We start from the raw sequence: 25162 nt of genomic DNA on the forward strand, positions 1-25162 counted from the left end.
GGCCAAGGACAAGCGCCGGGACGGCCGGGAACGGTCGGTCGGGACGGGCCGGGATCAGCCGGTCGGGATCAGCCGGTCGGGAGAAGTCGGTCGGGAGGGGTCGGGATCGGCCGGAGGGGCCTCAGAGCTCGCGCCGGAGGTCCTCCAGGGTCGCGGCCGCACCGGGCAGCTCGGAACGCGCGGGCGTCTCCAGGCCGTCCAGGAACAGCTGCAGATGGCGGTGCACGAAGCGGTCGAAGTTCGGGCACGCCGAGCCGGGCAGCGGCCGGGTCAGCTGGGAGAGGCCGACCAGCAGGTCCCCGACGGCGACGTCGGTACGCAGCCGGCCTTCCGCCTGCGCCCGGTCGAAGAGGGTCTGTACGGCTTCCTCCAGGCGCGCGCGCTCCGCGAGCAGCTCGGGGTGGTCCCGGTCGAAGGCGCCGGAGAGCATCGGGCACAGGGCGCCGATCCGCTCGTCGGCGGCGGCGTGGGTGAAGCGGCGCAGCGCCTGGAAGGCGTCGCCCTCCTCGGCGGCCGCCTCCAGGGCCCGTTCGGTGGTGCGGGACATGACGGACAGGACGACCTCGTGGACGAGGGCGTCGCGGTCGGGGAAGTGCCGGTAGAGCGTGGCGTTGCCGATCCCGGCCCTGCGGGCGACCTCGTCGAACGGCACCTCGGGACCGAACTCGACGAACATCTCCCGGGCCGCCGTCACGATCCGCTCCCGGTTGCGCAGGGCGTCCGCCCGGGGACGGGGTGCGGGGCGCGGGGCGGCGCCGGTGGTGCCGGTGGTGCGGGTGCTCACGCTCGCGCTCGTCACGGTCGGTTTCCCTCTCCTCGCGCCCAACCGGGGACGGTTTCCCCGCTTGTCAGCGACACCGGGTTAAACGGGGAAGCCGTCCCCGTTTCATCCCGCCATCACTGTGACGTACACCACTCGTGCTCCCGGTGAGTAACCCACGTTCGGCCGCACCCGGCGGGCGCCTTCCACCGGCCCGGCAGAGGCTGATCGGACGGAGAGCAGCCCGGACCCGGCCGGCTGCCGGCGACCGAAGGCGATCAGCACGTATGCAGCAGACGCGCCGGCGGATACGCAGACCGGTCGCCCTCGGGGCGGCCGCCACCACCCTCGCCATGGCCGGGCTGGCCACGGCGAGCTCGACCCTCCCGGACCCGACCCGCGCGTCGGCCGGCCCCATAGCGGCCCGTGCCGCGGACGAGCCGGGACTCGCGCCGTGCCGGATCACGACCACCGTGGGGGTCCAGCTCTCGGAGGGCATACCCACGGGCCCGGAATACGCCCGCTCCACCGGCGAGGTCCGGGCCCTGACCCTGATGGTCGACTTCCCCGACGCCCCCGGCGAGGGCCCGGCGATGAGCCGGTTCGCCGAGTTCTTCCCGCAGACCACCGACTGGTTCCGCACCAGCTCGTACGGGCGGCTGCGCTACCGCCCCGAAGCGCCGCTGCGCGACTGGCTGCGGATGCCGATGCCGTTCGACTCGTACGGGATCGAGCGCGGCTCACCGTACGAACCCGGCTACCGCCGGCTGGTCCAGGACATCGTGACGGCCGCCGACCCGAAGGTCGACTTCAACGACTACGACCTGGTCAACGTCCTCGTCACCCCGAACGCGGGCCCCTCGGCGCTGGACACCGTCCTGTCCGTCACCTTCTCCGGCAACGGCGAGGCGCCGCACGCCGACGGGGCGCCGCTCGCCAACACGTCGTTCGTCTACAGCCGCCAGGACGACGGCTCGGGCACTTACCACGAGACCGGTTTCCGCGTGCTGCCGCACGAGAACGGCCACGTCTTCGGGCTGCCGGACCTGTACACCACCGAGGGCGGCGGCGCGGTGGGGCACTGGGACATCATGTCCGAGGACTGGGGGGCCAACAACGACCTGCTGGGCTGGCACAAGTGGAAGCTGGGCTGGATCGACGACCGCCAGGTGCGGTGCGCCTCCGCCTCCGGCACCCGCGACTACACGCTCACCTCACTGGCCCGGAAGGGCGGCCCGAAGCTCGCCTTCGTACCGCTCACCCCGGAGTCCGGGTACGCGGTGGAGGTGCGCACCCGCGACGGCAACGACGAGGCGGTGTGCGAGCCTGGCGTGCTGATCTACCACGTGCAGTCGGACGTGGACACCGGTCACGGCCCCGTCACCGTGGTCGACAGCGACCGCGACAGCGGCGGCTGCACACGCCGCCCGAACGTGCACGCCGAACTGTCGGACGCCCCGTACCGCCCCGGCGAGTCCTTCACCGACCGCGAGAGCGGCGTACGGATCACCGTCCTGTCCGAGGACACCGACACCGGCACGTACCGCGTCCGCGTCACCCGCGGCTGACCCGGCCTCCGGACCCCGACCCGACCTCCTGACCCGGCCTCCGGACCCCGACCCGACCTCCGGAACCCGACCCGACTTCGTACCCGTACCCGACCTCCGGACCCGCACTCCGCACCCCGCCCCCCACCGGGCTCCGAAGCCGGACCGAACCGGAGCGGCCGACGCGCCGGCCCCGGTCAGGCCCCCGCCCGTACCCGGGCCGCGACGTCCCCGCGCAGGTCCCGCTTGAGCACCTTGCCGGTGGCGTTCCGGGGCAACGGCCCGTCCTGGACGAGGATGTGCGCCGGCACCTTGAAGGCCGCCAGGCTCCGCGCCACGTGCGCCCGCAGTTCCTCGGCACCCGCCGTGGCGCCCTGCCGCAGCCGCACCACGGCGGCGACCTCCTCCCCGAGCTCGGGGTGGGGGACGCCGAGCACGGCCGCGTCCGTCACGTCGGGGTGGTCGTACAGCGCCGCCTCGACCTCCACGCAGTACACGTTCTCGCCGCCCCGGATCACCATGTCCTTCAGCCGGTCGACGACGCTGACCCGGCCCTCGCGCACGGTGGCGAGGTCTCCGGTGCGGAACCAGCCGTCGGGGGTGAACGCGGCGGCGGTCGCCTCCGGGTCCTCCCAGTAGCCGCGCACCAGGGACTGGCCGCGCAGCCACAGCTCGCCCACCTCCCCGTCGGGCAGCGCCTGCCCGTCCGGGGCGGCGATCCGCACCTCGGTGACCGGGGTGGGCCGCCCGACGCTGCCGGGGAAGCGCCGGTAGGAGGCGCCGAAGTGGGCCAGCACGCCGCCGCTGGTCTCGGTCAGGCCGTAGCCGTTGCGGGGCTCGACGCCCTCGGGGCAACGGGCGACGAGGCCGGGCGGCGCGGCGGCGCCACCGGTGTTGAGGTGCGTCAGCGGTCCGAGGCCCCCGTCGCCCGCCGCGTCCAGCAGCTGAAGCGCGGTGGTCGGCACCCCGGCGTAGTGGGTGACGCCGTGCCGGTGGATCAGCTCCAGGGCCTTCACGGCGTCCCACTTGCGCATCAGCACGAGCGTGCCGCCCGCCGCCATCACCGAGTAGAACGACGTGAAGGCGGCGACGTGGAAGAACGGGAACGTGGTCAGCGACACGGGCGCCGGGCCCGCCCCCGGGACCTCCCCCCGCTCCAGCGCGGCGACGGCGGCGTGGAAGCGGGGGTTCGTCGCGGCCCCGGCCTGCGCGAGGTGCGTGGCGACCGCGCCCTTGGGGCGGCCGGTGGTGCCGGACGTGTAGATGATGGTCGCGTCGTCCTCGGGCCGGACCTCCACGTCCGGGGGGCCGAGCGCGGGATCGGGGGCGGGCAGGTCCTCGTACCGCTCGAAACCCTGCCCGGCGTCCCCGTGGAAGGTCAGGACGGTGACCCGCTCGCGGGCCGCCCAGGCGCGTACGCGCTCCACCCGCTCCCCGTCGACGAGCAGGACACGCGGGCGGCAGTCGTCGAGGGCGTACGTGAACTCGTCCTGGGTCCACCAGGCGTTGAGGGGGACGGCCACCAGTCCCGCCAACTGGGCGGCCCAGAAGGCGACCTGCCACTCGGGGTGGTTGCGCATGGCGACGACGGCCCGGTCGCCGGGGCGCAGCCCGTACACGTCGGTAAAGCGGCGGGCGAGGGCGCAGGCGGCGGCGAAGAACTCCCCGTACGTATACGTCCGGTCCTCCGCGACGAGGAACGGCCGCTCGCCGAACGCCCAGGTGACCTCGACGAACTCGCGGAGGGTGTGCGGTCCGGCGGCGTACACGGGCCGGCCGTCCCCGGCCGTCACGACGGCGAAGGGCGCGCCGGGCGCGGTGAGTACCGCGTCCCAGGACGCCGGGTGGTGCGTGGACCCCGGGTGGTGCGTGGACGGATCGGTGTGCGGCACGATCGCCTCTTCCTAAGCGCTTGCTCAGCCCCTCCCGGGCGACGCTATGCGCCCCGACCTCACCCCGTCAAGGTCCGTGTACAGGCCACCTACATTCGGCCGTCCGGCGTGGCGCGTTTCAGGCGGCCGGCGCCAGGACCGGACGTACGACGTGCCACATACGCCCCAGCCACTCCTGCGCCGTCTCGTGCGGGGCGGGCCGGACCTCGCCGAAGGCCTTGTCGGCGCGGGTGCGGGCCATCGTCTCGGCGCCCACGATGACCGACATGACCAGCGCGGCGGCGGACCGGGCGTCGGCACCGGGCAGCGCGGTCCCGTCGGCCTCGGCCCGGCACAGGGCCTGGAACAGGCTGCCGAGCCAGTTGACATGGCAGTGCAGGGCCGGGTCCTCCGGCGTCTCCAGCTCACGGGCCAGCCGGACCCCGGCCCGGGTGACGACATCGCTCTCCAGCAGCCCCACGAGCGTGTACGTCATGTCGACCACCGCCTGGAAGGCGGGGCCCGGACGCTCGGCGCAGACCTTCAGGGCGGCGCCCGACCTGGCGCACGCCTCGGCCTGGACGGCGCGGGCCAGGTCGGACTTGGCCGCGAAGTGGAACGACAGGGCGCCCTTGGTGACCTGGGCGTGATCGCTGATCACCGCAAGGGTGGCGCGCTCGTAGCCGACCTCGTCGAACACCGCGGCGGCCGCCCGGATCAGGTTCGCCCGGGTCCGCTCCGCCCTCTCCTGTTTCGCCACAGCCCCACCCCTCTCGCTGGAACGACAGTAAAAAGAGACCTCTTGGTATGTAAACAGGGACAGGTTTTAGCGCCAACTCGGCCACCGGCCCACCCCCGAAGGCCAGTTTGCCACCCTGGCGCCCAGTTAAACAAACCATCTACGCGGTTCTGTTAGGACCGTCACCACTTCCTGAAGTGACGCGACCCGGAACCCGCGGCCCGCGCACAACGCGAATAGCGGCCAAAACAAATAGAACACACGTAATGTTTTTCGGACCGGGGAATGCGGCCGCCGCCGGACCCACGAGCCGTAGCCACGCGGGGCCGGGCAGTCCGCCGTATGGCGCTTCAGCCGCCGTCGACGGCATTGAGGCGCGCAGGATGGGCGCAGCCCGCGGCTCAGCATGTCCGCGAGCAGGTCGACGCCCACTCCGGACGCGTACCGCCGACGAGCAGGCGCGGTGACGACGGCTCCGGTGGCCACGCGCCCCCACGCGCTCCGGCGGCGCAGGCGATCCGGACGCCACGTACGTTCACCACCGAGGCGACCGTGCGGGCGCGGCCCCCGGCGCGGACCACGACCCGCGGGACGCTCCGGCGGGACGCCGCGCCCGCCCCATGGGCGGACCCTGAACCGATCGCCGCCGGCTCCGCCGTCACGCGGCGGGGCCGAACACCTCCGCGTGCGCCCGCGCCCAGTCGGCGAAGTCGCACGGGGGGCGCCCGGTCGCTTCCCGTACCCCGTCGGCGACCGCCGCCTTGGCGCCGTCCCGCTGCCGCCGCGCCCCTTCGAGCAGGACCCGCACCAGGTGTTCGGGCCACCGGGCGCGCCACCGCTCCACCGCCTGGTCCTCCGTCAGCTCGACGAACTCCAGCTTCCGCCCGAGCACCTCGCCGAGCACCTCGGTCTGCTCCCGGGCGGACAACGGTTCGGGCCCGGTCAGGGCGTAGCTCCGTCCGGCGCACGTCGGGTCGAGCAGCGCCCGTACCGCCGCGCCGGCGACGTCACGCGGGTCGACGCAGGCGTTGCGCCCGGAGCCGTACAGCCCCCGGACGACGCCCTCCTGCCTCACGGAGGAGGCCCAGCCGAGGGCGTTCGACATGAAGGCCCTCGGCCGCAGCAGCGTCCAGTCGAGCCCCGAGGCGCGCAGCCGCTCCTCGTTGTCGCGCTGCCAGCGGGTGAGCAGGTCCTGGGCCCCCGGGTCGAGCACGGCGAGGGCGGACAGCTTGACCACACGGCGCACCCCGGCGGCGAGGGCGGCGGCCAGGGCGTTCTCGTCGTGCTCGGGCCGCAGGGGGTCGCCGGTCACGAGGAGGACGGCCTCCGCGCCGCACAACGCCTCCCGGAGCGGCCCCGGTTCGCCGAAGTCCGCCGCGACGGCCCGCCCCGGCAGCCCTTCCCGTACGGCCTTGTCCGGGTCGCGTACCAGGAGCCGTACCTCCGCGGTCCCGTCGGCGGCGAGCCCGTGCGCGACGAGCCGGCCGACGGTCCCGGTGGCCCCGGTGACGGCGACCACCGGCCGGGTGCGTCCGTCCGCCATCAGGCCCCCGCCCGCGTCCGGCGGCTGAGCCGCTTGCCGCGCGCGACACCGGTGTCGAAGGTGTGCGCGGTGCCGGGCGCGGCGATGCCGGGCAGCAGGCACTCCCACATCTCCGTCACGCGCTGCGGGAGGCCGGCGCGGCCGTCCACCTGCCGCGAGTACAGCTGTACGCCGGTGCACGCGCCCACGACGAACCGGGCGACGGTCTCGGGATCCACGCCCTCGCGCAGCTCGCCCAGGTCCCGCGCCTCGCGCAGGTAGCCGGTCATCAGCTCGCGCCAGCCCTCGAACGGCGCCTCGTCCACGAACCGCTCGTGCCCCAGCGACAGTTCCACCCCGGCGCGCAGCAACGGGTCGGTGCCGAGCTGGTGGGACCACACCAGGGTGATGTCCACCAGGCGCTGGAGCCCCCGGGAGTCCAGCAGCGGCTCGATGGTGTCCTGCTGGGCGTTCATGACCGCCTCGGCGAGACCCTCCTTCGACCCGAAGTGGAAGTACAGGGCGCCGGCGGTCAGCCCCGCCCGCTTGAGGATCTTGTTGATCCCGGCGCCCGCGTACCCGTACTCGTCGAAGACCTCGGCGGCGGCTCGCATGAGCGCCAAACGGGTCTGCACCGCCCGTTCCTGCTTCGGCTGGCCCATGCGTTCACCCTCGATTCCCTCGGCGCGAAAAAGAGCGCCCGCTATGTTACTGATCACCGCCGGACGCGCCACCCCCTACAGCACACCAGACGCCGACGCCCCGCACACACCCCCCACCGCACCCTGACCGGCGGTATCCCCCCGTACACCGCCCCCGCCACCCGCTACACTGACGCCGGTGCCGGTCACGGCACCCCGCCTCCGTAGCTCAGGGGATAGAGCACCGCTCTCCTAAAGCGGGTGTCGCAGGTTCGAATCCTGCCGGGGGCACAACGCATTACGCCGCTGACCTGGGGTTTCTTCCCCAGGGAGGCGATTATTCGGCCTCGGACTCCTCGTCCGGGGCCGTTTGCGTGAGCGGTGCGTGAGCGGACGGAGAGTTGATCTCCGAAATTTCTCCCAACGGATCAGCATCATCCGGCACGGACTCCGGGCCGGGATGCTCCGCGTCGTCGGGCTCGGGCTCCGCTTCGGAGGCGGTGTTTTCGGAGGTGGCGCGGGCGCGCGGGACGAGCCGGGCTGCGGCCTCGGCGATCGCCAGGTCGGCCTCGGGGAGCAGGCTCGTGTACGTGTCGGCCGTGATGGTGATCGAGGAGTGGCCGAGCATCTCCTGGATGTCCTTCAGGTCCGCACCGGCCGCGTGGGCCAGCGTCGCGGCCCCGTGGCGGAGGTCGTGGAGTCGGACCGGCGGCAGACCGATCTCCTCGTACAGTTCGACGAACCGCCGTGTGACGTTGGCGGGGTGGAGCAACTCGCCGTTCTCCTTGGTGAAGACGCGCCCCGTCTCCACCCATGCGCTCCCCCACTCCTCGCGGTCCTTGTCCTGCTGGGCGCGGTGCTGCTTGAGGGCCTGGACCGTGTCGGAGTCGAGCGCGATGGTGCGCGCGCCGGCGTCGGTCTTGGGGTCGTCCTCGTACACCTCCCAGCCGTCTACGACGAGTTGCTTGGCGACGGTGATGAGACCTGCGTCCAGGTTGGTGTCGGTCCACTTCTGCCCGCACGCCTCACCCCGTCGCAGCCCGCGGAACGCGATCAGGTGGAACAGCGCGTACAGGCGGTCCTCCGCGACGTGGTCGAGGAAGAGCCCGGTGTGCTCCGGCGTCCAGACCATCACTGACGACGGCTTCTCGCCGGTACGCTTCCAGTGGAGGATGCGCTCCTCGGTCCACACGAGGGCCTTGGGCCGCTTGCCCGCCTCCAGCTCCACGTGTGCGGCCGGGTTGAAGGTGATGAGCTGCTGGGCGATCGCGGCGTTGAGTGCGGCCCGCAGGGTGGAGCGGACGCGCTGGCGTGTGGCCGGACCGACGATGCGGCGGTAGGGCTCCATCTCGGCGATGGCTGCCTTCATCGCCTTGCGGCGGGCGCGGGGCTCGCGGCCCTTCCAGGGGATCTGGGCGAGGTCCTCGAACGCCTTGCGGCGGGCCGCGTTGCCTTCGGCGATCTCGACGTTGGCCTCGGCGATGGCCTCGAACATCTCCGACAGGTGGGTGACCCGGAGCCGGTCAAGCCGCAGATGCCCGATCCGCGGTTTGAGGTGCACCCTGATGTTGCTCTCGTCGCGGCTGATGGCGCTCTGCCGCCCCTTCTTGCCCGCCAGCCACATGTCCAGCCACTCGCCGACTGTGAGTCGGCTCGTCAAGTCCAGGCCGTGGCTGAGGCTCCTGCGCGTCGCCTCGATGTTCGGCAGCGGGGCCTTCTCGTCGGCCACCTTCTCCAGCAACTCGGCGATCTGGGAAAGGCCCTCCGCGTCGTCGGCATCGGCGAGTCCGATGAGGGCGCGGACGTGGTCGAGGTCCGCCTGGGCTGCCTTGAGGGACTCGTAGCCGGCGCGGCTGAAGGAGTGGCGGGTGCCATCCTCGCGGGGCGGGAGCTCCTGGCGTATGGAGTACGAGCCGTGCTTGCGGCCGGCGAGCTTCGGGCACTTCTTGCCAAGCGGTTTGCCGGTGTGGGGGTCGCGGCAGTAGCAGCGGCGGTGGGTGGAGCCCTTCAAAGGCGTTCCTCCGGGGTGGTGTTGGGTTCCTCTTCGGGTGGGTCGACGTCGCCCAGTGCGGGTGGGAGATGGGGCGGGGTGGCGCCCTCCTCGCGGAGTTCGCGGCGGAGGTGGCGGAGGCTGTACTTGGCAGAGATGGCCTGTTCGGCGTACTTGGCCCGCTTACGCTCGGCTTCTTCCTGCTGGGCGCGGCTGGTAGCGGTCTTGACTGCGAACCGTGCCTGCTCCTCCTCGTCGAGTGCGGCGAGGGCGGTTTGTACGAGGCTGGCGTGGTGCTCGAAGTCGGGGACCAGGCCCGGGTCGCGGCCGGGCACCTCCTCCTCGCCGGTGAAGCGCCGCAGGGCGTCCCAGGTGGGAATGAGGTCCTGGAAGGGGAGTTCCTGGGTCTCGTCGACGTAGCCGACCGGGAAGATCAGGCACACCGGGTACGTCTCCAGAGCCGCCGCCAGGACCATGACGTCCACCAGCGGCAGGTTGGCCCTGCGCCCGGACTCCATGTTGGCAATCACGTTGCGCGGGATGGGATGCCCCAGATGCTCGCACCGGTCCGCCAGGTCCTGGGCGCTCCATCCCATCTCCTTCCTTCTGCGCCGGACTTCGCCGGCCACGTTGGCCTTGGCACGTTCGCCGAGGGCTGTACCGAAAGGGGCGTACTGCATGCGCGAAGACGCGACAGCCGGACGATCGAAGGGGATGAGCCGGGAGGAGCTGCTCGCCCTTCCCGTGGCTATTGACCTGGACACGAGCAACCGTGCTCTGGGGCTCGGGCGGAGCAAGGGGTACGAGCTGGCCAAGCGAGGCGAGTACCCGTGCAAGGTGCTGCGCCTCGGCAACGCCTACCGGGTCGTGACCGCGGATCTGCTGGATCTGCTGGGGCTGGCGGCGTGAAGGGGTGGGAGCGTAGCAAACCGTTCTGCGCTGAGCTGACACAGAAACGCTGGACTGTTGGCGGGCGTGGACGTACGGTCCGTGTTCCCTCGCGATGGCCTGGTGCCCGCGAGAACGGGACGGGCCCCCGGCGGTGCAACGCCGGAGGCCCCAGCAACCCCGTACGGCCCGTGAAGTACCAACCCGGCGGCAAGGGCGCGCAAGCCCGCCACCGCCAGACGAGGAGCTGCCCTGTGGAACATACGGGACCCAAACCCTATTCCGATTCCAACAAGCCCTCGTGGCCGCCGACCGCCGTCCCCGGTCTGCCCGGCCACCACACCGGTGAAGACCCGATGCCTGCAGATGAGCGCGCACCAGACGCCGCTTCGCCGGATCAGCCCGCTGAGACGTCGGTGCCCGATCCGGAGCCGACCGCAGGATCAGCGCTGCTGGACGAACTGCGCGCACAGATATCCAAGTTCGTGATTCTGCCCTCGCCGGAGGCGCTGGATGCGGTCACGTTGTGGGTGGCGGCGACGCATCTGCAGCCCGCGTGGCAGCACGCGCCGCGTCTGGCGGTGGTGGGGCCGGCGAAGCGGTGCGGCAAGTCGCGGTTGCTGGACGTGCTGACCGAGACGGTCCACGAGCCGATGCTCACCATCAACACCACACCGGCCGCGGTCTTCCGGTCGATCACCGACGAGCCGCCTACGCTCCTGGTGGACGAGGCGGACACCATCTTCGGCACGCCGAAGCAGGCGGAGAAGAACGAGGAGATGCGCGGCCTGCTCAACGCAGGCCACCAGCGCAACCGCTATGTCACCCGGGTGGTCGGTAACGACCACACCCCACACCGGTTCGCCACCTTCGCCATGGCCGCCCTCGCAGGGATCGGCGACCTGCCCGACACGATCATGGACCGGTCGGTCGTGATCCGGATGCGCCGCCGGGCCGAGGGGGAGAGCGTCAAGCCCTTCCGCTCCCGCCGCGACATCCCCGCACTCCATGATCTGCGGGACCGCATCGCCGCCTGGGCCAGGCCGCTGCTAGACGAGGCGGCGGATCTGGAGCCCGACATGCCGGTGGAGGACCGGGCCGCCGACACCTGGGAACCCTTGATCATCGTCGCCGACCTCGCCGCCGGGCGCTGGCCCCGCCGTGCCCGCGAAGCATGTGCGGGGATGGTAGCTGCGGAGGTCGAGGCGGAGGAGGACCAGCCGGGCGAGGCCCGGATCCTCGCCGACATCCGCAGGGTCTTCGTCGCCCAGCGCGAGGTCGACAGCCTCTCCACCGACGAGCTGCTGCACCACCTGCGGCAGAACGCCGAGAGCCCCTGGGCGGAATGGGGCCGCAACGGGCTGACCGCCCGGGAACTGGCGACGATGCTGCGCCGATACGACATCAAGCCCGGCAACGTCCGCCTCGCCGACGGCACCCAGCGCAAGGGCTACATGCGCAACAAGTTCCTCGACGCCTGGCGGCGCTACTGCCCCACCGTTCACTCAGTGAACGCCGAACCCGCCGCCCCCGCCTCGGGCTGAGCCCGCGCCCCCAGGTGGCCGTCCCTGCCGTGATCTCGCAGGTCAAAACGGCATGCGGCCGGGACGGAAACCGGGGGCAAGACGGCAACGCGATCATGACGACGGCGCTGCCTCCGCCAGGACGCCGCCCGCATCCGTCTTGTGCCGTCCCGCGCGTCCCCGCCGTATCAACGCAGGTCAAGACCCTGCTGGCCGGGACGGCACGACGCGACAGCGCCGTCCCGGCCGGTACGGCCCGTCAACGCCTCCGGTACGGCAGATCGAGGCCCTGCCGTACCGGCCCTGACCTGCGCTTGCAACGGGCAAGACGGCCAGGACGGATCACCCCGCCCAACCCCAGGAGCACCCCGCTTGACCCACCTCTCCACCACCGCCCACCGAGGCCATCAGCCCGACGAAGGACAACCGATGATGACCAAGGAGGATGCCGAGCGATACGCGCTCATCGCAGCAGGCGTTGTCATCGTGGCCCTCACCGCCGGCGGGTTCTGGCTCTCGTACGCGCACCTCGCCGAGGTCGCCGGACAGCACGGGCTCCGTAGCTCCCCGATCCGCCAGTGGGCCTGGCCGGCGACCCTGGATGCGTTCATCGTCGCGGGCGAGCTGCTCATGCTCCGGGCGGGCCTGCGCGGGGTGACCGACTGGTTGGCGATCACCGTTACCGCCGCTGGTTCGGTCGGCTCCATCGCGCTCAACGTGGCCGGGGTCAGCGGCACGGGCAACGCCGACACCGTGCCGCTGCTCGACTACGTGGTCGCCGCGGTTCCTCCGACCGCCGCGCTGCTGGCCTTCGGGGTCCTGATGCGGCAGATCCATCAGCTCGTCGCTGACCCAACCGACGCCACCGAACGCCACACACCAGCCAACCGCAACCACAACGGCGACCGGTCCGCCGCCCTTACCGGGGATGACTCGGGTCCGTCGGAGCCAGCCGGTCTCGACGTGGCAAATAGTCGGGCCGACGTGGCGCGGGATTCGGCCGATGTGGCGCAGAGCGCCGCCACTGTGCCGGAACCCCCGCAGTCTTCCGCCGAGCTGGGAGACCAGAAGCCCAGCGCTGTGTCCGCCGAGTACCTGGCGATGGCCCGCACCGCGCCACTGGGACGCAGAGACCGTGCCTCGCGCCGCCATATCGAAGCGACGATCCGTGGCAAGGGCATGTCCATCAGCAGGGCCGACGCGGAAAAGCTCAAGGACATCCTGCAGGCCGAGCTCGATGAGGCTGCCGCTCAGCGGCAGGACGAACTCGGCAAGGCCCCCCGCTGACGCCTACTGAGTCACCGAGCTGCTCCCACCGCTCTGGCTCGACTCGCACCACTCGTCCCCGCGCACCAGCGCGGGGACGAGTGACCCGCCTGCAACGAGTCAACCCGACATCGCTGTCCCGCCCGTCCGTGCCCTGACCAGGCATGGGACGAGGGCGACCAGTCATTGACTGGCCTCCAACACCCCATGGACGACCACTCCATGGACACCCGGCACCACGAACTCCCCACCACGGAGCACAAGATGACCACCACCACCCCAGCCACAACGCCAGCAAGGTATGCCGCTGGACCGTCCAAGGACGGCCCCAACGCGGAAGCCTCCGCCCCGGGGGTGGCGGAGGCAGTCGGGCACCAGGGGGTGCCCGAAGGGGAACAGCCCGCCGACACCGCCGCGCATCCGCCGCTGCCGCGTGCCGCCGAAGCCGCCGCGCTCCACCGCGTCGCCCGACGCCGCAAGCCCGACCCGAACGGCCAGCGCAAGGAACGTGTCGACGCCCGCTACAGCGTCGACGAGAAGGCCGACATCCTGCGCATGGCCCGCTCGTTGAACATCGCCGGCGCCCACTACGTCGGCGCCGTGGTCATGGCCCACGTCCACGGCGACCTCGCCCTGCCGGGCCAGCGCACGCCGCTCGACGACTACATGGACGAACTGACCGCCCTCCGTGGCGAGGTCGCCAAGATCGGCCACAACATCAACCAGATCGCCAAGAAGCTCAACTCCGGCGGCCATCCACATCCTCTGGACACCACTCTCCTGGCCCACGCCGAACGCACCCTGACAGCGGTCGGCACCACCGTCCGCCACATCGCCACATCTGCGAACGAGGCTGTCTCCAAGAAGGTGGCCCGATGATCGCGAAGATCAGCAGCGGCAAGGACACCGCCGGCCTGATCCGGTACCTGTTCGACACGAAGAAGGCCAAGGACCACACCGACCCGCACCTGGTCGCCTCCTGGGACGGCTTCGCCCCCGATCCCGGCCGCAGTGACGACTTCGACGCGACCAGGAGGCTCCTCGTGGCCGACATCGCCCGCCGCGTCGTCGCGGCGACCGGTATCGCGCCGGAAGGCGATCCGGACGGCTGCCGCTGGGTCGCCGTCCGCCACGCCCCCGACCACATCCACATCGCCGCCACGAAAGTACGCGGCGACCTGCGCACCCCCCGCCACTGGAACGACTACCTCACCGCCGACCGCGAACTCGCCGCCATCGAGAAGGAGTACGGCCTGCTCCAAGTCGTACGGGGAGATCGCACCGCCGCGAAGCGGCCCACCCGCGCCGAGCAGGAGAAGGCCCGCCGCGCCGGCCAGGAGAAGCCTGCCCGCGAACGGCTGCGTGCCACCGTGCGTACCGCCGTGGCCGCCGCCTCCAGCGTCGAGAAGTTTGTGCACCTTCTCAGCCACATCGATGGCGTGCTCGTCGAGGTCGTGTACTTTCCCTCCGGTGATGTGCGTGGTTACAAGGTCGCTGCCGAAGACACCACCACCGCTGGCAAGGAGCCTGTCTGGTTCTCCGGCTCCGAACTCGCCCTCGACCTGTCCTTCCCCAAGATCCGAGAGCGGCTGGTAAACAGCGGCCCGCAGCCTGCTGAGCAGCCGGGCCGACGCAGGCGCAACCCCTGGCACCAGGCCACCGCCGCCGCCGAACGCATCCCCCGCCACCTCGACCAGGACGACGACGAAGCCTCCCAGGCCCACCTCGCCGCCTTCGGCGAAGCACTCGACGCCCTCCCCCTCCTCGCACCCCAGGCACTGCTTCCGCAACTCCGAGAGGCGGCAAACGCGTTCGAGCGTGCCGCTCGCTCCCGCATCCAGGCCGAACATCACCACGCCCGCGCTCTGCGCGGTGCCGTGCGGGCGATGGTCCGCGAGCCTGCCCCCAAGGACGGCGCCATCCTGGCGATGTTCCTGGACGCCGCGATCCTCGTCGTGATCGCAGCCGCCCGCTGGCACCGGCTCCGCCACCACGACCAGCAAGTCACCGCCGCCCACGAGACCCTGCTCCACCTCCAGGCCGCCTACAACCAAGCATCTGCCGAACCGCTGGCCGCTCTCGCGCAGCGCCAGCCGCCCCGGCAGGCCGTGGAGCGGCAGATCCGCCACCTACGCCAGGTCGTGCCCGAGCACGCGGAGCAGGTCATCGAAGACCCCGCTTTCGCGGCTCTCACTGCCGCCCTCGCCGAGGCAGAAGCCGCCGGACACGACCCGGAGCAGCTCCTCCAGCAGGTCGCCGACCAGCGCGCCCTGGACGACGCGCGCCGCCCCGCACGAGTCCTGACTTGGCGCATCCAACGCCTCAGCGCAAGGCCGGCACCCAGCACACGAGCCCGCGCAGCACAGCACGAGTCAGCGGCGCACCACAGCGCCCCGACGCTCCAGACCACACGGCAGCAGCGGCCCCAGCCCAGCAGCCGTCACAGGCACGGCGGCGCTGATCACGACCTTCTCCGAACTAGTTGTGACAATCCATCCTGCAACGCCTCCGCTGCTGGCAAACTATGACGTCATGGCGAACTTCTTGATTAAGGATTTGCGGGCGATCGCTAAGGGATTTTCCAAAGATCTCGATGAATGGCCTCACATTCCGTGCCCGACTTGCAAGAGAGGAAGTTTACTCCCGGTGCCCGATTCCTTCGTTAAGGAAGAGGCGGCAACGAGCGCATCCTGGCACGAGCACGAGGGTTGGGAACCCGACTGGATCCGGGGAGGATTTCATTGCCTTCTTGCGTGCAGAAGATCATCCTGTGATCTAGTTCGCGTTATGGGAGAGATGAACGTCGTCTGGACGGGCAATCACGAAGACGACGTACCGTATGAGACGCTATTCACGCCGACCATATTCCTCCCGGCGCTCCCCATGATTGAAAGTCGCGATCTATGCCCATCTGAAGTCGGAGAGCGTGTAGACGCCGCGGCTAAAATTCTGTGGCTTGACCCCAATGCTGCCGCCAATAGGATCCGAGCGGCGGTCGAAACACTGATGGATGACCAGGGGATAATCCGAAAGGACGTCGACCGCAGGGGAAGGGTGATCAAACTCACCCTTGACCGCCGGATCGCAATATTCAAGACGGAAAGGCCGCAACACTCGGAAGCCGCCGACCTCATCTTGGCAGTCAAATGGATCGGCAACGTTGGTAGTCACGACGATGTTCTTCGCATTCCTGACGTATTGAACGGAGTCGAGTTCCTTGATCACGCGCTAAGTCTGATCTACGACGAGAGTCGCGATGAAGTGAGAAAAAGGGCATCTGAAGTTACCGCCCGGAAGGGTCGACCGGAGTCCTTCTCTGTTCAGGTCCCGTTCTGAGTCACGCAGGCAGACCAGGAGCTTGCGACTCACGAGACAACGAGGACGACTGCAGCCCGCCCGACTTCCCGTCGAGACGCGCGAGTTCGGCCCATTGATCGGCAACTGCACGTCAAGGTGCTGTACGAGCTCAAGCCGAAGGACAGCGAGAGCCTGGGCGGGTTCGGCTGAGGCTGCAACGGCTCAGGGGCGTGCGACGCTTTCCCAGATCACGCTGTCGCTGGCGCGCAGTGCCGCCGTCAATTCTCTTTGCAGCTCGTCCGGCATGGTCCCTGCGTCGAGGGCGCAGGCGCGCATCAGCACGCGGCAGTCCTGCGCTTGCCGGTCCGTGGCAAGCGCCGTGAACAAGGGGTGCGCCAGGGTCTCCCGGGCCGCGTAGCCGTCTTGGGCATCCGTCGTCCTGCGGTGGAGGTCCTCGACGATGCGGCGCGCGGCAGGGGCCTCGGCGGAACCGATCGCATCCAGGATGGTAAGTCCGAGCCGGATGTCGAAGACGGTCATCCCGGGTTCGGTCTCGCGCCCGGAGTAGGCCGTCACCAGGTCCGCCGGATGGCCGTCAACCGGCTGCCCGGCGTCGCGTCGGCACAGGACCGTCAGGCAGGCCGTGACGGCTTGCTCCCACGGCTCACCGGGCGTCGTGTCGTCAAGGAGGACAGTGGCCCACGCAGTGTCACCCGCAGCGAGAGCAGCGAGTACGGCGACTTGACGCCCGTCCAGCATCCGTTTGCCTACGCCGCAGTGAGCTTCGATGTGTGCCTTGGCCTCGGCCCAACGCCCTGTGGTGGTGAGGGTGCGTGTGCCGTCGGCGAGGAGCACACGCCACAGCCACGCGCGGACCTCGTGTTGGTCCTTGTCGGTCGCGGTGAGGTCCGCCGGTACGGCGACATCCTCGAACTGGGCGGCGGTGCCTGCCTCGACCGCCGTATACAGGTCAAGCAGTCGCTGTCGTCCCTCGTCTGCGTGGCCGGCGCGGATCTGGAGGCGGGCGAGGTTGACGACCGGTTCCAGTCCCCGGATTGCGCTCATGCCGGACAGGGGGCAGGCGTGGAGGTAGGCGGCGGCGTGCTGGTGGCACATCTCGCGGGCGAGGTCGGGAAGGCCGAGATCGGAAGCGATGAGCGCGGCCTGGTTGTAGACGGCCGATGCGAGCCCTTGGTCGCTCTTCTTCACCGCTGTGTCGGCAAGTTCGACGAGGCCGCGCACGCGCACGGGCAAGGGCAGGCAAGGGGGTCGGAATCGAGCGACGAGCGGGAAGCGCTGGGCTATGGGTCCGTGCGGGTCCATGAGTCCCCCGGGCGAGAGTGAGAACTGCTGAGACGACGGTGCCCGCCAGCCGTGACCGGCGGGCACCGTCCGCTACGCGTGGGGCGTCACTGCCAGTCGACGACGATGCGGTTCAGCGGTGTGTCGAGGGCGAAGAGGCCGGGGCGCTGCTCGATGGCGGGGGCGTCGAGGGGCTGGATCTCGAACGTCGCCTCACGGTCGCGGTAGTCCCGGTCCCAGGTGCGGATGGCGTCGGCGACCTTCGCGGCCAGCTCGTCGCTGCCGGGGCCGTGGCCGATGACGCCGAACTCCCAGAGCTTGCCGCCCTTGGGGGTCTTCTTCTCTGACAGGCGCCGGGCCAGGTAGGTGACGGCGCCCTTATCGACGGCCGCGGTCGAGGACGGGTAGGGGTCCTCGGACAGCAGAGTGCCCTTGGCGCTCTGGGGGAACAGCATCCGGATCAGGCCGGAGGGAAGGGAGCAGGTGACGAACAGTTCCATCCACTCGGGCGACTCCATGGCGCGGACCGTCATGCCGGTCCACTCCTCGGTGCGCGGCTGGTCCAGGACACCGGCCAGGGCCTCGGCGTCGACATTCTGACCAGCGGGGGCCTGGAGTCGTACGGTGCCGTCCGTGCTGAGCGGGACGACGCGGCGGTCGTCGTCGGCGATGCCGCGACGGAGCGGCATGAAGGTGTTCATCTCGCTGCTGAGGGACACCCATCGGCCGTCGCGGTGTTCGTAGGCGATGGAGCGGGACACGGTGCCCTTGAGGCGCTGAGGGATAAGGAGGCGTCCGCCAGGCGCCAACTGCTCCAACCAGGCGTGCGGTACGCCGTGCGCGCCGACAGTGGCGATGATCCGGTCGTACGGCGCTCCTTCGGCATAGCCGAGGGCCCCGTCGCGGGTCACCGCTTTGGCGTTGATGATCCCGGCAGCGTCGAGGTGCGCGCGTGCGCCCTCGACGAGGTCGTCGTCGACGTCGAGGGTGGTCACGTGTCCGCTCTCCCCGACCAGGTGGGCGAGCAGAGCGGCGTTGTAGCCAGTGCCGGCGCCGAGTTCGAGGATGCGCTCACCGGGCTGGGCGTCGAGCTGGTCCAGCATGAGGGCGACGACGCCCGGCTGGGAGGCGCAGGAGATCGATGTGCCGTCAGTGTCGTACTTGATGTGCACCGGGGCGTTGGCGTAGGCGTTTTCGAGCGACGCATCGGGCACGAACACGTGGCGGGGAACCGTGCGCAACGCGGTCTCGACGGCGGGCGTGCGGGCGTGCCCGTCCGCCCGAAGCTGGTCGACCAGGGCGTTGCGGAGACGCTCGGCGTCCGCCGTGGGTGTGGCGATCGTGTCGGTGTTCACCGCGCTGACGCTATCGGCGTCAGCTGCTGATTTGCCGGTCAGCGCGGTGTTGTCACTCGTTCCCATTACTACCTCTCGTGCGATGTTGGACACAGCGCTCTGGTCACCCCGTGGGAGACCGGCGCGGTTGGAGTGGAAGATCACGTGGTGGGCAATGACGGCGCGCAGACCGCGCGTGAGGGCACCACGATTGGCGAGGGAAGCCAGCGCGGCACCCGCCCGCTCGAAGGCAGCCACCCACCCGTCATGCCCGGCCAGCGGGCCGCTCGGACGACACAGGTCGTGGGTGTCGACGGTCATCAGCTTCCGCATCGCGGGCGCCAGTTCGGCGGCCCGCTCGGAGGACAGATGGCCAGTCGCCGGTCGGAGCGCGGCGACCTTCGCCCACACATCGCCCTGCTCGAACCAGTCCAAGCTGGCCGCCCGCATCATCGCACTCGTCAGCAGCACGGCGGTTTCCCGGCGCCCAAGGTTGTCCGGGCCAGGCTGGTAGGTGAGCAGGTGGCGGCTGTCCTGGTGGAACAGCTCGTGAGCGACATCCATGGCCGCGGTCCCACCGAAGGTATCGGTCTCGGGCTCGTAGATGCAGGGCAGCCAGGACACGGCCGTACCGTCCTGGACGAGGCCACTCAGCAGCGCTTCGACGGCGGGTGAAGGCTCGTGAGCGCGGTACCGCAGCGGCCAGGGCTGCTTGTTCATGAACCACCAGCCGGTGAGCTGCCCGCCCTCTTCGGCCGCGAGGAGAACAGGAGCGACGCGTTCGGCGATGGCGCGCTGGGCGCTCTCGCGGTCAGCGAAGGTGATGTTGTGTTGCTGCCAGCGGTCCGGGGGCATGCGGTGTCCTTCGTTCGATGGGATCAGGCGATGAGCAGGCAGGCGTCCCAGGCGGATCGGGGCGGTGCTGCGGTGCTGGGCGCGAGGAGGGCCAGGGCGATGCCGGCTGCGCCGTCGAGGAGGCCGGGGCCGCGCCCCTCGTCCTGCATGAGCGTCGTGGCGGCGTGTGCGGGGTCGGTGCCTGGCGGGTGGACTGCGGCCAGGAGTGCCGGGATCGTGGCGCGGAGCTGTCCGACGGTCGAGGGATGGGCGTCGTCGGCTGCACGGGCGGTGACGTGGGCGAGGCCGGCGAAGCCGTGGCATAGGGCGTTGTCCGTCGTGGCCTTGAGTTGGGAGGGGTCGGTGAGGGCGGCCACGAGCGCGGTCTCGGCGTCCGCCTGGCGGCGGGTGTCGCCGAGAGCGAGCGCGGCGAGTTGGTGCGCTCGGGCGAGACCGGCGGTGCCGTAGCACCATGACGGCCGCCGTGGCGCGGACGGGGCGAGGCGTCCGGTGCGCAGCTCGCCCCGGGTGACCCAGTAAGGCCAGGCCGGCCCTCGGCCAGTGTCCTCTTGCCAGTGGTCCAGCCATGCCAGGATCCGGCCCAGTGCTTCGTCGTGGCCGTCGACGAAGGTGCCGTGCCGGGCGGCGAGGGCCAGCAGCGCGAGTACGCCGCCGATGCCGTGCGCCATGCCGCTGTTGCCGTGTCCGCCTGGGAAACGGTCGTCCGGGCGGCCCGAGGGCCCTGTGTCCGTCCACCAGCCCGGCAGGGTCTCTCCGTCATGGGTGATCGGTTGGGTGAGGCGTACGCAGTAGTCGAGGACGGCGAGCAGGGCGGGGGCGCCGGGGTTGCGGCGCAGGAGGTAGGCGCCGTAGCCGGTCAGACCTCGGATGGTGTCGAACTCGGCGAGCGTTGGGAGGCGTCCGGCGTCCATGCGGTGGTGAGCGGCGTCGAGGCGGCGGTGCACATCGGCCGTCATCTGCCGGTCGAGAGTGTCGAGAGCGCGCTGGTAGGCGCCCGGGAGGTGGTCGGCGGCGCAGGCCAGGGCGTGCGCGAAGGCGGGCGCCCCGTAGAAGGGGTGGCTGTCGGGGCCGATGGTGAGCGGTTCTCGGGAGGCGGCGGCGAGCCAGTCGTGGGCGCGCTGCCACGGTCCGAGGCCGGCCGCAGCCCGCTCGATGTGCAGGAGAGCGATGCCGGGGAGGCCGTGGGCAAGGTGCTGCCGACGCGCCGCCGGCCCGCGGAGCGTGCTGGGGTCGGCAAGCTGTTCGGCGACGGCGTCGGCCAGGTCTTGCGCGGCCTGTGCGGTCACGGTGTCCTCCCGGTGGTGCGGGCAGTCCAGGCCAGGGCGGCAGCGCGGGCGAGGTAGAGGCAGACCTCTTCTTCGGGGAAGTTCACCGCGATGTGCCGTACGAAGTGGACGTGCAGCAGCGAGGCCAGGACGTCATCGAGGGCGATGCCCTGCGTCTGGGGGCCTGGCAGGTGCCGCCGGTAGGCGGCCAGCGCCGCGTCGCGATCGGCCCACGCCGACACGATGGCCGCTCCTCCCGGGGCGCCGCGCAGTGCCGCCCAGTCGTTGCCCGGGTCGGCCAGACGTACGGCGTCGGTGAACTGCGGGCGCGGTACGGGCACGGGAGCCGTGGGCGGGATGTGGTCGATCAGCCAGCGCATTCCGGCTTGGGTGCTGCCGAGGAACGCGGAGGCGATAGCGACGGTGTGGGCGGCCACCAGCGTGCGCTCGTGCGGGCGCCGTGGCTGGGAGATTTGGGCCAGGATGGCGCGCGAGTCCGCCCGGAACACGTCCTCGGCCGCGTCCCATGCGGCGCCGGAGCCCCAGCGACCCATCTCCCGGTAGGAGGTGGGGTAACGCAGGTCCGCCAGCAGACCGGCGCCGCGCAGTTCGTCGGCCCACGCGCTGACTGTGCGGGCCGTCTCGGCGAATGCCTCTGGGGCGGGGAGCGCGATGCGCAGGCGCAGGTGCTGCTCGGGGTCGCGGAAGCGGATGAACCACCAGGGCGGGTCGCCGAGCCGTTCGAGAAGATCGGGCAGGTGGCGGGTGAGCACGGTGTCCTGGCGGCGAGCGTCTCCGTACAGGGTGGCCAGGAGCACGGACGAAGTGGCCGGCGTCTGCATCTGGGTTGTGGAGAGGGCGCGGGCCGGGGTGGGGGCGGGCAATGCGGGCCACGCCGGCGGGCGGGTCGCCTTGAGCGGCACCACTACCTCGTGGGCGCGACCGTCGCACCAGCCGTACGCCTCCGGTTCCGCGGCCTCGACGAGCACGGCCCGGCCCTCTCGGTCGAGGTGGTGGCGCAGCAGCATGCGGTGGCCGGCCTGGTCGAGGTCGAGGAAGAGGAGCCGGTCGTCCTCCACGAGGTAGACCCGCTGAGGTAGCCGCCGACGGTCCCGCCATTCGGTGAGGGCGGCGTCCCATTCCGCCCGAGGGCATACGCGGCCAGGCAGCTCGGACGCCTCTAGCCGCCAGCGGGCCGGGGCGAGCACTGTGCGCCCGTACCGCAGGCGTGGCAGGAACGGCATCGCCGCTGCGGCACCCCAGTCGAACACGGTGACCTGCGCGCATTGCGCGCGGGACAGCTCGGTCAGGAATCGCACCAGCGGCGGAGTGTGCGTGTGGAGGTTCAGCGCGTGCATCCCGACGGCCTCGATGCGCTGGCCGCGCTCGGGGGCGGCCAGGTACATGCGGCGGCCGTCGCACCCCACCGCCAGGTCCGCAGGTGTGAGGACATCCTCGGCGGGGGCTCGGTGTTCCTGGAGGCTGATCACGGTGGGCAGGATTCGCGGGGTACGCGTGACGTGCGTGCTCTTGGGCAGGAGCGGCGGAAAGGAGAGCTGCGCGGGCACGGTGTTGTTGTCAGCAGTTGAAGGGTCAGCCAGCTCGGCGGCCAGGACCTCCCGGTCGGCGGAGGCCAGGACGCTGAGGAATCGGCCTGTGGAGACGCCGACGCCGCGAGACACGCTCACGACCTCCAGCCGGAACCGCCCGCCCTGCAGCTCGCGCACGCTTGCGGCGTGAACCCGCACCCCCACCTCCAGGTGCGGCGGCACCCGAGGTACGTCGGGCCCCACGTCCAGGGCGTCGATCAACTCGTCGGTGAGGACCACCTCGTCGCGGCCGTCGAGCGCGGCGGTCTGCGCCAGCCGTACAAGGGCGTCATCCCGAGCGGAGAGGCGCGGCCGGCGCGCGCCAGGCGCGGTGCCCGGGTAGCCGTCGGGGTAGCCGACGCCGCTGTCCGCGACGACTTCCTGGAGCGGCACCATCGTGCCGATGCCGTACCGCTCGTAGAACCGCTGGTGGTACGCGCCCCACGCCGCGGTGCCGTACGGGCGGGCACTGACTCGGGTCAGGATCAGCGCGGCGCGCTCGATCTCGCGGGCGACCGCATCCGGCAGTACGAGCTGCGCGTCCAAGCGCAGGTCGAGCGCAACAGGGTGGCGGCGCAGGCCCGGCACGAGGACCCTCATCCGCGCTGCGACGCTGTCCCGCTCGCCGCGCGAAGTGCACTCCTGCAGGCCGGTCTTGATCGCCCTCAGCTCGCGCACCGTCTCCGCGACCGTGGGGAGGGTATCGGCCTCGATCACGTCGAGCTGGTTGAGCAGATGCCCGAGGGCGTCGGTCTCGGTACTCGGTGCGTGCAGATTCGTGATCAGCACGCACCGATGGATCAGCTCCACCAGCAGCCGGCGTACCTTCTCCGGCCCAGCCATGGGGAACTCCGCCCGGAGCTTGTCCGCAAGTGCACCGAACCGGATCGGTGCCCGCGTCGCGACGAGGACCGCGCGCACGGGCTCGGTCAAGGCCAGGGACGCCTCCACCGCGCGAGTCCGATCGTCTTGGGCGTCGGATTGAAACGGCACGATGAGCCGGTCTCCGCGACTCGTCACGGTGTTGTTGACGACCACGGGCAGCCGTTCGAGGAGGTCGGGGAAGGACTCCATCTGCTCGACGACAGCGGCCAACCACTCTGCGCCCGCATGGCTGACAGCCACGTGCTCCACACCCCAGCATGCCCCCGCCTGCGGACCGAACTCCGCAGTGGTCACACCGGCGAAGAGCCCGAACGGCGTGGCACGGTGCTGGGAACGCAGCAGGTAGCGGGCCACGGACAGCGCCGTACGACGCACGTCACGCGATGACGGCTCATGGGTCGTGCACACGGTCCGTACCTGCGCGGCCAGGACCGGGCTCGCGTGCTCCAGGGCCTCGGCGACGCTGCTGTTCGCCCATACCTCGCGCAGCCACGCGATACAGGTGGCCGACCCGTTGGGAGAGCGATCGTCGAGGTCAGGGAGCGGAGGACATGGCAGTGTCGGCCGGGCAACGGCTCGTACGAGCGCGGTCGTGCCGGTTCGGAACGCTGGGCGCGGAACAGCCACCACTACCTCCGTAGGTGAGGGACGGGCGGCTGGTGCCGCCACGCCGCAGGGCGCGACGGCACCAGCCCGTAGAGATGCGAAGCCTCAGGTCAGGCGACGTTGGTGGTGCAGGCGCCGCAGGTGGTTCCGCAGTTGTCGTCGGTCAGGTTGACCAGACCCGACGGGTCGGCCACCTCGACGAGGGAGACGTCCAGGTCGAAGCCGTCCGACGTCCCCGGGGTCTGCTGCCTGACCTGAGTGCTGCTCGGTACTACGGTGCTGCGTGTCATGCCAACTCCTCTAAGTGGATGGGATGTTGTTGTGCGGTGGTGCCCGCCGCAGGCCGTACGGCACGGCACCGCACGACCGGGAGCGGGAGTCTGGTTAGACGGCAACTGGCCGCCGCTGCATGAAGTAGGCGAGTGCCCGAGCCTTGAGCTGGTCGAGGCACGGCTTACAGGTGTAGACCGGGGCGTGCTGCCCGTCCCACTGCAGCGGGCCCAGCCACGTCACCGGCACTCCGGTGCGCTCGCACCCGAGCCAACAGTCACCGGTGACCCAGCGCTCGTCCACACGCGAGCTCATGCCTCGGCTCCTCTCTGCTGCCTGGGGGTGGGCGACCGGCAAGCGGGCCCGCAGACCCAGAGCCGGAACAGCAGGCCCCGATGACGCACATCGCCCAACACCTCGCCGTTCGCCCCCAGGTAACGGGCGCAGCGGGCGCACTCCATGGCCATCTGCTGTCGGGGCCGGAGGCGGGCCACGTCCGGGATGGGTGAGGTCACCGTGGCAGGGGTGCTCACTCGCCGCCCCCTATGAGGAGTTCGGCCCAGACCTCTTTGCCCCATGGGCGCTTGTCCGGGCCGTGCAGGTCATAGCCCCAGCGGTCGGCGATGCCGTCAATCAGGAGCAGGCCACGGCCTGACTCATCGTCGTCACCAGCCTGACCGAGAACCGGCAGGCGCAAGGGTGCCCGGTCCACCACCCCGACACGCACCCGTATCGCGCTCGGCCGCCCAATGATCAGCCGGATCAAGTGGCACGAGGTGTGCCTGACTGCGTTCGCAATCAGCTCCGACATGATCAGCGCGGCGACGCCGGCAAGGCTGTCGAGGCGCCATACGCCGAGAGCGTCACGGACGAGCTGGCGGCCGATCTCGGCCGTGGCCGGCTCGCACGGGAAAGTCTGGCGGTAGGCGTAATGACCGGTGGGAGCGGCATGAAGTGGCGTAATGAGACTCGTCATTGGGGTTGAGCCTTCACGTTGTCTCGGCGCCCGGCT

General features: G+C 70.9%; 21 protein-coding genes and 1 tRNA gene. 8 read left to right on the top strand and 14 right to left on the bottom strand.

What is annotated here, in order from left to right; translation table 11 throughout:
* Positions 1-121 precede the first annotated feature (121 nt).
* A complete protein-coding gene (locus AC07DW_RS23495; protein ID WP_478859639.1) occupies positions 122-799 on the bottom strand; it encodes a TetR/AcrR family transcriptional regulator in 678 nt (225 codons plus the stop codon).
* 248 nt (positions 800-1047) lie between these two features.
* Between AC07DW_RS23495 and AC07DW_RS23500 the strand changes: the two genes are divergently transcribed.
* Positions 1048-2328 carry a M6 family metalloprotease domain-containing protein gene (locus tag AC07DW_RS23500; protein WP_478859640.1) on the top strand — a complete coding sequence of 427 codons (1281 nt, stop codon included), beginning with the start codon at positions 1048-1050 and terminating at the stop codon, positions 2326-2328.
* 176 nt (positions 2329-2504) lie between these two features.
* Here AC07DW_RS23500 and AC07DW_RS23505 read toward each other — a convergent pair whose 3' ends face one another.
* The 4 genes from AC07DW_RS23505 to AC07DW_RS23520 form a co-directional block, all read right to left on the bottom strand.
* Positions 2505-4199 (bottom strand): class I adenylate-forming enzyme family protein, encoded by a 1695-nt coding sequence (locus AC07DW_RS23505; protein WP_478859641.1) that lies wholly within the window; start codon positions 4197-4199, stop codon positions 2505-2507.
* Between the two features lie 118 nt (positions 4200-4317).
* The gene (locus AC07DW_RS23510) at positions 4318-4938 is read right to left on the bottom strand and encodes a ScbR family autoregulator-binding transcription factor (protein ID WP_478859642.1); all 621 of its coding nucleotides are present in this window, start codon (positions 4936-4938) and stop codon (positions 4318-4320) included.
* 637 nt (positions 4939-5575) lie between these two features.
* Complete coding sequence (locus AC07DW_RS23515; protein ID WP_478859643.1) at positions 5576-6460, bottom strand: NAD(P)H-binding protein; 885 nt, start codon at positions 6458-6460, stop codon at positions 5576-5578.
* Positions 6460-7101, bottom strand: coding sequence for a ScbR family autoregulator-binding transcription factor (locus AC07DW_RS23520; protein ID WP_478859644.1), 642 nt, complete (start codon positions 7099-7101; stop codon positions 6460-6462). Before AC07DW_RS23520 ends, AC07DW_RS23515 begins: the two co-directional genes overlap by 1 nt.
* Before the next feature lie 197 nt (positions 7102-7298).
* Here AC07DW_RS23520 and AC07DW_RS23525 point away from each other — a divergent pair.
* Positions 7299-7371 (top strand) — tRNA-Arg (locus tag AC07DW_RS23525).
* A 46-nt stretch (positions 7372-7417) separates the two neighbouring features.
* On the opposite strand, the gene AC07DW_RS23530 is transcribed toward AC07DW_RS23525, so the two are convergent.
* Both AC07DW_RS23530 and AC07DW_RS23535 read right to left on the bottom strand, forming a co-directional pair.
* The gene (locus AC07DW_RS23530; RefSeq protein WP_478859645.1) at positions 7418-9091 is read right to left on the bottom strand and encodes a site-specific integrase; all 1674 of its coding nucleotides are present in this window, start codon (positions 9089-9091) and stop codon (positions 7418-7420) included.
* On the bottom strand, positions 9088-9750 hold the full coding sequence (locus AC07DW_RS23535) for a transcriptional regulator (protein ID WP_478859646.1): 663 nt from the start codon (positions 9748-9750) through the stop codon (positions 9088-9090). Before AC07DW_RS23535 ends, AC07DW_RS23530 begins: the two co-directional genes overlap by 4 nt.
* Between AC07DW_RS23535 and AC07DW_RS23540 the strand changes: the two genes are divergently transcribed.
* From AC07DW_RS23540 to AC07DW_RS23565, 6 genes are all read left to right on the top strand, one after another.
* Entirely contained in the window at positions 9749-9979 is a 231-nt protein-coding gene (locus AC07DW_RS23540) for a hypothetical protein (protein WP_478859647.1), read from the top strand. The two genes, AC07DW_RS23535 and AC07DW_RS23540, sit on opposite strands and share 2 nt — an antisense overlap.
* 233 nt (positions 9980-10212) lie before the next feature.
* A complete protein-coding gene (locus AC07DW_RS23545) occupies positions 10213-11502 on the top strand; it encodes a DUF3631 domain-containing protein (protein ID WP_478859688.1) in 1290 nt (429 codons plus the stop codon).
* A gap of 411 nt (positions 11503-11913) precedes the next feature.
* On the top strand, positions 11914-12768 hold the full coding sequence (locus AC07DW_RS23550; RefSeq protein WP_478859689.1) for a DUF2637 domain-containing protein: 855 nt from the start codon (positions 11914-11916) through the stop codon (positions 12766-12768).
* A 186-nt stretch (positions 12769-12954) separates the two neighbouring features.
* Positions 12955-13626, top strand: a complete 672-nt coding sequence (locus tag AC07DW_RS23555) for a MobC family plasmid mobilization relaxosome protein (RefSeq protein ID WP_478859648.1) — start codon at positions 12955-12957, stop codon at positions 13624-13626.
* Positions 13623-15275, top strand: a complete 1653-nt coding sequence (locus AC07DW_RS23560) for a mobilization protein (protein ID WP_478859649.1) — start codon at positions 13623-13625, stop codon at positions 15273-15275. Before AC07DW_RS23555 ends, AC07DW_RS23560 begins: the two co-directional genes overlap by 4 nt.
* A gap of 4 nt (positions 15276-15279) precedes the next feature.
* On the top strand, positions 15280-16083 hold the full coding sequence (locus AC07DW_RS23565; protein ID WP_478859650.1) for a DUF4145 domain-containing protein: 804 nt from the start codon (positions 15280-15282) through the stop codon (positions 16081-16083).
* Positions 16084-16266: 183 nt separating this feature from the next.
* Here the strand turns inward: AC07DW_RS23565 and AC07DW_RS23570 are convergent, their stop codons facing one another.
* The 7 genes from AC07DW_RS23570 to AC07DW_RS23600 form a co-directional block, all read right to left on the bottom strand.
* A complete protein-coding gene (locus AC07DW_RS23570; protein WP_478859651.1) occupies positions 16267-17367 on the bottom strand; it encodes a hypothetical protein in 1101 nt (366 codons plus the stop codon).
* 86 nt (positions 17368-17453) lie between these two features.
* Positions 17454-19535: a methyltransferase, FxLD system gene (fxlM, locus tag AC07DW_RS23575; protein WP_478859652.1), complete on the bottom strand. Its 2082-nt coding sequence runs from the start codon at positions 19533-19535 to the stop codon at positions 17454-17456.
* A 23-nt stretch (positions 19536-19558) separates the two neighbouring features.
* Positions 19559-20821, bottom strand: a complete 1263-nt coding sequence (locus AC07DW_RS23580; RefSeq protein ID WP_478859653.1) for a lanthionine synthetase C family protein — start codon at positions 20819-20821, stop codon at positions 19559-19561.
* Entirely contained in the window at positions 20818-23772 is a 2955-nt protein-coding gene (locus AC07DW_RS23585) for a lantibiotic dehydratase (RefSeq protein ID WP_478859690.1), read from the bottom strand. The genes AC07DW_RS23580 and AC07DW_RS23585 overlap by 4 nt, the downstream gene beginning before the upstream one ends.
* A gap of 218 nt (positions 23773-23990) precedes the next feature.
* A complete protein-coding gene (locus tag AC07DW_RS23590; protein WP_384502365.1) occupies positions 23991-24170 on the bottom strand; it encodes an FxLD family lanthipeptide in 180 nt (59 codons plus the stop codon).
* A 94-nt stretch (positions 24171-24264) separates the two neighbouring features.
* A complete protein-coding gene (locus AC07DW_RS23595) occupies positions 24265-24465 on the bottom strand; it encodes a hypothetical protein (RefSeq protein WP_478859654.1) in 201 nt (66 codons plus the stop codon).
* A 214-nt stretch (positions 24466-24679) separates the two neighbouring features.
* Positions 24680-25126 carry an ATP-binding protein gene (locus AC07DW_RS23600; RefSeq protein ID WP_478859655.1) on the bottom strand — a complete coding sequence of 149 codons (447 nt, stop codon included), beginning with the start codon at positions 25124-25126 and terminating at the stop codon, positions 24680-24682.
* Positions 25127-25162: the final 36 nt, after the last annotated feature.

The organism is Streptomyces sp. NPDC045701, from assembly GCF_056432045.1.